Source organism: Gracilibacillus phocaeensis, assembly GCF_900626275.1.
In the GTDB taxonomy this organism is placed as follows: Bacteria; Bacillota; Bacilli; order Bacillales; family Amphibacillaceae; genus Gracilibacillus; species Gracilibacillus timonensis.
This window is the reverse complement of the sequence record NZ_LR131145.1, coordinates 1,219,052-1,225,108: the sequence shown is the minus strand read 5'-3', so window position 1 is coordinate 1,225,108 and position 6,057 is coordinate 1,219,052. Positions and strand designations below refer to the sequence as shown.

At 39.5% G+C, this 6,057-nt stretch carries 4 protein-coding genes and 2 rRNA genes; all 6 read left to right on the top strand.

Annotation, left to right across the window (positions count from 1 at the left end; translation table 11 throughout):
• Positions 1-109 (top strand): 23S ribosomal RNA (locus tag E0E32_RS21950); the annotation flags it as partial.
• Positions 110-382: 273 nt separating this feature from the next.
• Positions 383-497: ribosomal RNA gene (gene rrf / locus E0E32_RS21945) — 5S ribosomal RNA — on the top strand.
• A gap of 215 nt (positions 498-712) precedes the next feature.
• Positions 713-928, top strand: a complete 216-nt coding sequence (locus E0E32_RS21940) for a GNAT family N-acetyltransferase (protein WP_262361295.1) — start codon at positions 713-715, stop codon at positions 926-928.
• Positions 929-1,322: 394 nt separating this feature from the next.
• Positions 1,323-3,074, top strand: coding sequence for a cache domain-containing sensor histidine kinase (locus E0E32_RS21935; protein WP_066189084.1), 1,752 nt, complete (start codon positions 1,323-1,325; stop codon positions 3,072-3,074).
• Between the two features lie 5 nt (positions 3,075-3,079).
• The gene (locus tag E0E32_RS21930) at positions 3,080-4,558 is read left to right on the top strand and encodes a response regulator transcription factor (RefSeq protein WP_066189087.1); all 1,479 of its coding nucleotides are present in this window, start codon (positions 3,080-3,082) and stop codon (positions 4,556-4,558) included.
• 141 nt (positions 4,559-4,699) lie between these two features.
• Complete coding sequence (locus E0E32_RS21925; RefSeq protein WP_066189090.1) at positions 4,700-6,001, top strand: ABC transporter substrate-binding protein; 1,302 nt, start codon at positions 4,700-4,702, stop codon at positions 5,999-6,001.
• Positions 6,002-6,057 lie beyond the last annotated feature (56 nt).

Genomic DNA, 6,057 nt, shown 5'->3' with positions numbered 1-6,057 from the left:
CTATTCGATAGAGTAAGATCCCTCCAAGACGAGGAGGTAGATAGGTTCGAGGTGGAAGCATGGTGACATGTGGAGCTGACGAATACTAATCGATCGAGGACTTATCTATACATGATGTTGGCTTGTCCGATGAATTCTTATCTAGTTTTGAAAGTATATAAAAAACACTTGCATTTCGTATAAGTGAGTGTTCAAAAGGCCGATAAAAAGGACCAAGAAGTTCAAGGCGGCGTAGCTTAGAGTACCGGAGCGTATGCTTTTCATACGTGAGGAACGGAAAAGCAAGCCAACGCAGAAATTCGCTGCGTCATGTTTAGTGGACATTTGAACATCCTCCTATAAGGCATGCGTTATAATATGTCTTGTCCTTATCAAAAGAAAGTCTGGTGACGATAGCGAAGAGGACCCACCTGTTCCCATGCCGAACACAGTAGTTAAGCTCTTCAGCGCCCATGGTAGTTGGGGGTTTCCCCTGCAAGAGTAGGACGTTGCCAGGCATTACATAAGAACCCTATTGGTCTCGTTAGACTAGTAGGGTTTTTTTGACGTAAGGCATTGAAAACATCTTTCTATAAAAGGAAAAGTTATTTTAGTTAAAAAATGATTGCTATATTAAAAGGAACAGCTTACTATCAGCCAATTAATAAACTAACATTTTATCGTAAATGTACATTGTAGTACATCATACGAAGTTAATTGATCCTAGTATGGAATTCGATCGCATGTTCAAAATATGGAATATGCAACAGAAGCAGTAATTGCCTTAATAGAATGGGCCTTTCAATCTAATCTGGTTAACAAGGTAATGGAAGAGTGTATGACCAATAACATGGCCTCCATAAGAGTATTAGAAAAGACACACATGATCCAAATGAGTGAGAAAGATGGTATGTTGTACTGGGAAGTAAATGACGCACCGCAGATATGATTTGGCGAAATTCAAGGTAGAGAGCTTGTCTATTTCGTCATATTTCCCACTATTCTTTATGACTCCCCATTACTAAAATTCATTAAATAACCCTTGAAAATATCAAATTAGACATATTTGGTAACTAAATAGCTCTTATGTAAGTTGCATATATTTTAGCCCTTAAGAGATAATCCATAAAACAGAGCTGAAATCTGATTAGTTGCTGATGAATAGGACTTTTGTTGGTGACTTGTATATATTCCATCCCCCCAAAACTTCATCTCCTTTAGGAGAAATACCATCCCATATATCTGTTATTACAAATTAATGATCCATTCTGTACAAGCATATATTATAATGGAAGACAGTAATAATGAAAACGTTGTCATTTGTTTTTATAGGAGGAAAATAGATGATTTACTATGTAACCCATTTCTTTCTGAATCTGCGGTTGAAGTATAAAATGGTTATCTTAACTACATTGGTTTTGCTGTCTTTTAGTGTAGGAGGGATATCCATATTGCAGTATGCGTTCCACCTATATAATAAAGAAATTTATCGTCAATCCGCTCAAGTGTTGCAAGTATCCACTAATTCAATGGAAGCAGAATTGAAGAAAATGGAGCGGTTATCCTATCAAATAGCAACGGATCGGTATATTCAATCTTATTTATTAGATATGAATCAAACAGCTTCTAACTATAACAAGTTTCTTTTTGGCAGCGAATTACGAAAGCGATTACTGCAAATAGGTGCATTAAACAAATATGTGAAATCGATTCAAGTGTATGATGCACAAAACAATGAATATGCCAGTGGGAATATGGTGGTTCGCCTGTCTAACAAAAGACTGAATACTTTTAAGAAGGCAACAGATCAGACTGCAGGTGGTGTAAGCTGGATTCCTCCTTCTCCAGAGGATGAAGTGGTGACAGCGGTAAGGGGGATTAGAGAATACTTAAATTTTTCATTTGAGGATTTAGGAATCATAGGAATCCGAGTAGATATTGAACAAATGATGGATGAGCTGACCAATAATTTGGAGGCACAGGAGGCCAATTTTTTAATCTTTGATAAGGATGAACATCCTATTTTCGCCAGTGAACAATCCTTGACGGGATTTGAACCCTCGCAATATATGGAGGGAAAACAGGGCTATCAAATGATTAGTTATCAAGGTGAGAAATATTTTTTTACTTACTCAGCAGCCGATCACCTGGACTGGACGTATGTGATTGTCACTCCATACAGCAATCTGTTTGCGGTAATTACAAAAGCAAGAACAGCAGTCTTCTTAACTTATTCACTTTTATTTATCCTAGTCGTATTTTTGGGCATTAAATTTACCAGTACGATTGTCAATCCGATTGAAAGTCTTAATAAGAAAATGAAGAGAGTAGAAACGGGTGACTTTAACTATACAGATGAGGGAATCGATTTTCCAGTGACGAAAGATGAAGCAGGTCAAATGCATGAAAATTTCACAAAGATGATGCAACAGATTAATGATCTAGTTATTGAAAATTACAAAAAACAATTACTGATTAAGGAATCAGAGTTTGAGACATTACAAGCGCAGGTGCACCCTCATTTTCTATATAACACGTTAGAATCGATCAACTGGTCAGCTCAAATGACCGGTCAAAAGAAAATAGCTCAAATGGCAGAGTCGTTAGGTTATGTTCTACGTGCCTCTATTAATAAAAAAGAAGCGCTCATACCTTTGCAGGAGGAGTTGAACATTGTTGATCATTATGTAACCATTCAACGCTTCCGTTTTGAAGAGAGATTACAGTTTTTCAAAGATGTGGAGGAAAAATATCTCACGCTGCTGGTGCCTAAATTTATCCTGCAGCCATTGATAGAAAATGCGATTAAATATGGTTTACAAGAGATAATAGGTGTTTGCACGATTTCTTTGTCCCTAAGAGAAGAAGGAGAAAAAATAATTATAACGGTGGCGGATAATGGACCGGGGATGGATCAAGACTATCTGCAGCAAATAGAGCAAGGAAGCTACCAGCCAACAGGGACAGGAATTGGTATTCGGAATATTAATGAACGGATTAAGATGCTGTTTGGAGAGGAATACGGTTTGCGAATCGATAGTAAAGAGAATCATGGTACGATCGTTTCTATCATATTACCAAAAAGGACGGAGTGAGATAAATGTATAGCGTATTATTAATCGACGATGAGCGCATGATCCTAGAGGGAATTGCTTCTATTGTAGATTGGCAGGCGCATGGCACGAGCTTAATTGGCAAGGCGGTGAATGGGGTGGAAGGTTATCAATTTATTCAGAAACATCAGCCGGATATCGTGATTTCCGATATTACGATGCCTGGACTGGATGGGATTGGTCTTTTGAAAAAAGTGCAAGCTGAATTTCCGCAAGTAAAATGGATTTTTTTATCAGGTTATCATGAATTTGAATATGCTAGACAAGCGATGCGTTATGGGGTGAAGCATTATTTGTTAAAGCCATGTAACGCACAACAAATTGGCGAGGCGTTACAAGAGGTGATCCACGAACTGAATACCTCAAAGAAAGATCAGCAGTTAGGATTACAAATGGAGTGGCACGAGCTTTCACAGCAATTGTTCAATGGATACCCAATTACCAAAAACTTGGCAGCAAAAACCAACAGACTACTAGAGTCCTTTTATCAGACTCGTGCATGTATCTTCTTGGCAGTGGTAGCAGAAGATAAGCTATCACATGAGACTTGTCTGGAAATGAGAAAGGGAATTACCAAAGAGAACATATTGGAGTCTTTTTTGGATGATAAGTGGGTACTGTTGTTGCCAAGTCACAGTTATATATCCAGCTTTTGGTCAACTGATGAGCAGCAGGTCTCGGCAATGGTCATTCCTATCGATAAATCCAGTGGAGTTGAGCAGCTGCCACCGACGGACGAATGGCTGGACCAGCTCTTTTATCATGATAAAGGAAGCATAGTAGAATATACCCGTTCTGTCCAGTTTCGAGAGGAAATGCCTTCCGATATGGGGCTAGATATGGAACAGATCCTGCGTTTGCTGAAAAAGGAGAATAGCGAAGATCTAATGATATATATGCAGGCGTTTATCAATCGGGCTAAGCAGTATCCTATTTCTCCTAATATAATGAAAGGATATGCCATTTCGTTTTATCTCCTGTTGATGAATAAGTACCCACATATCACTACTGAAGATCGAGTAGAAGCAATCAAGCAAATAGAAAGTTGTCGACATGGTTCGACGTTAGTGGATTTTTTCAAAGCATTATTTCAACGATTGATTGCTTATTCTCCCGTATGGCAAAGATATTCAAAAGTAGTACAGCGTATGTTGACCGCTATTGATGACGAGCTAAGTAACCCGGATTTGTCGTTACAAGGACTAGCGGCCAATCATTTGTTTATGCATGCCGATTATTTAGGCAAGACGTTTAAAGCAGAAGTAGGCCAAGGCTTTTCTTCTTACGTGACAAATGCTCGTATTAACAAAGCTGTCGACATTATTGAACGAGAAAGGGATATTAAAGTGTTTGAGTTAGCTGAAAAAATAGGCTTTGGTAATAACCCGCAATACTTTAGTCAATTATTCAAGCGGATAAAAGGGAGTACACCATCTGAAATGATCAAACAAGAGCATTCAAACTAGTCAACATGCGAGCAGGTCTTTCCGTCGTCGTAAGACCTCTTTTTTTTGAACATTTACCTCTGTTTTGTCTATTACGCTTTGGATGGAATAATTGTTATGATAAATTTGCAATCGCTTTCAAATATATAAAGGGGTGATGAAATGAAAAAATGGTTAGTCGCACTTATTGGAATGTTAATGATGATCTTAGTCGCTTGTGGTGGTGATGACGAGGAAACGACGCAGGAGACAGCAGGTGATGGGGAAACGGCTGCTGAAGAAGATGGCGACATTACCTTGCGCATGGCCTGGTGGGGTGATCAGGTTCGAAATGATTACACATTAGAAGTGATTGAGATGTATGAAGAGCAAAATCCACATGTCACCATTGAACCGGAATACGCTGGATGGGATGATTATTGGCAAAAGCTTGCGCCACAAGCCGCAGCCAATGAACTACCTGATATTTTGGCCATGGATTTGTCTTACTTGTCTCAATATGCGGAGAATAATCAATTAGCCGATATAAGCCCGTTTATTGGTGAAGAAATCGATGTTGAGCACATTGCTGAGGATATTATTAACGGTGGATCCGTAGAGGAAGGTATTTATGGGATGAATGTAGGTGTAAATGCCGTTGGTTTTCAATATAACGAGGAGTTATTGAATGAGGCTGGAATAGATGAGATACCAGAAGATTGGACATGGGAGGATTACCTCTCTTTATCTCAAACGGCGGCAGATAGTGATGTCTATTTTGATACAGGATTTCAAGCAGATGTTTTCTTTAATTATTATTTGCGTCAGCATGGCCAACGTTTATACGCCGAAGATGGTAGCGAATTGGGATATGACGACGATCAATTATTTATTGATTTCTTTACGATGATACAAGATCAAGTGGAAAAAGGGGCTAGCCCAACGCCGGATTATATGGCGCAGTTAGCAGGTCCTGAGGAAGATCCAACAGTAATGGGAGAGGGCATAGGTGTATTTCAATGGTCCAACCAGTTTGTTGGTTTGGAACAAATATCGGAGCATACCTTTACATTTGCACCAATGCCTGGTCCGAACACAGAGGATGGGCTGTTTTTAAAACCGAGTATGTTCTTCTCTGTTTCGGAGAATTCGCAAGCAAAAGAAGAAGTAGCCAAATTTATCAGCTTTTTTGTGAATGATATCGAAGCCAATAAATTGATCTTAGGTGAACGTGGAGTACCGGTATCTTCTGAGGTGCAAGAGGCCTTATCTGAGGAGGTTTCTGATTCTCAGGCAAAGGTCTTTGAATACGTAGCCTGGGTAGAGGAAAACAGTTCAGAGATGGGTGCCCCTGACCCAGCTGGTGCTAGTGAGATCATTTCGGCATTGGACAGCTTGGCGGAACAACTGGCCTATGGCGAAGTAACGCCAGAGGATGCCGCCGCTCACTTTAGGAGCCAAGCAGAAGGTATTCTCGGACATTGATGATAGGAAGAATAGCTGATCTGCTTTGGATCAGCTATCTCTTTTCTAATGAGTAG

Excerpts from the sequence above, each read along its gene's own strand:
- E0E32_RS21935 (WP_066189084.1), top strand. The coding sequence starts at position 1,323 with ATGATTTACTATGTAACCCATTTCTTTCTGAATCTGCGGTTGAAGTAT.
- E0E32_RS21930 (WP_066189087.1), top strand. The coding sequence starts at position 3,080 with ATGTATAGCGTATTATTAATCGACGATGAGCGCATGATCCTAGAGGGA.
- E0E32_RS21925 (WP_066189090.1), top strand. The coding sequence starts at position 4,700 with ATGAAAAAATGGTTAGTCGCACTTATTGGAATGTTAATGATGATCTTA.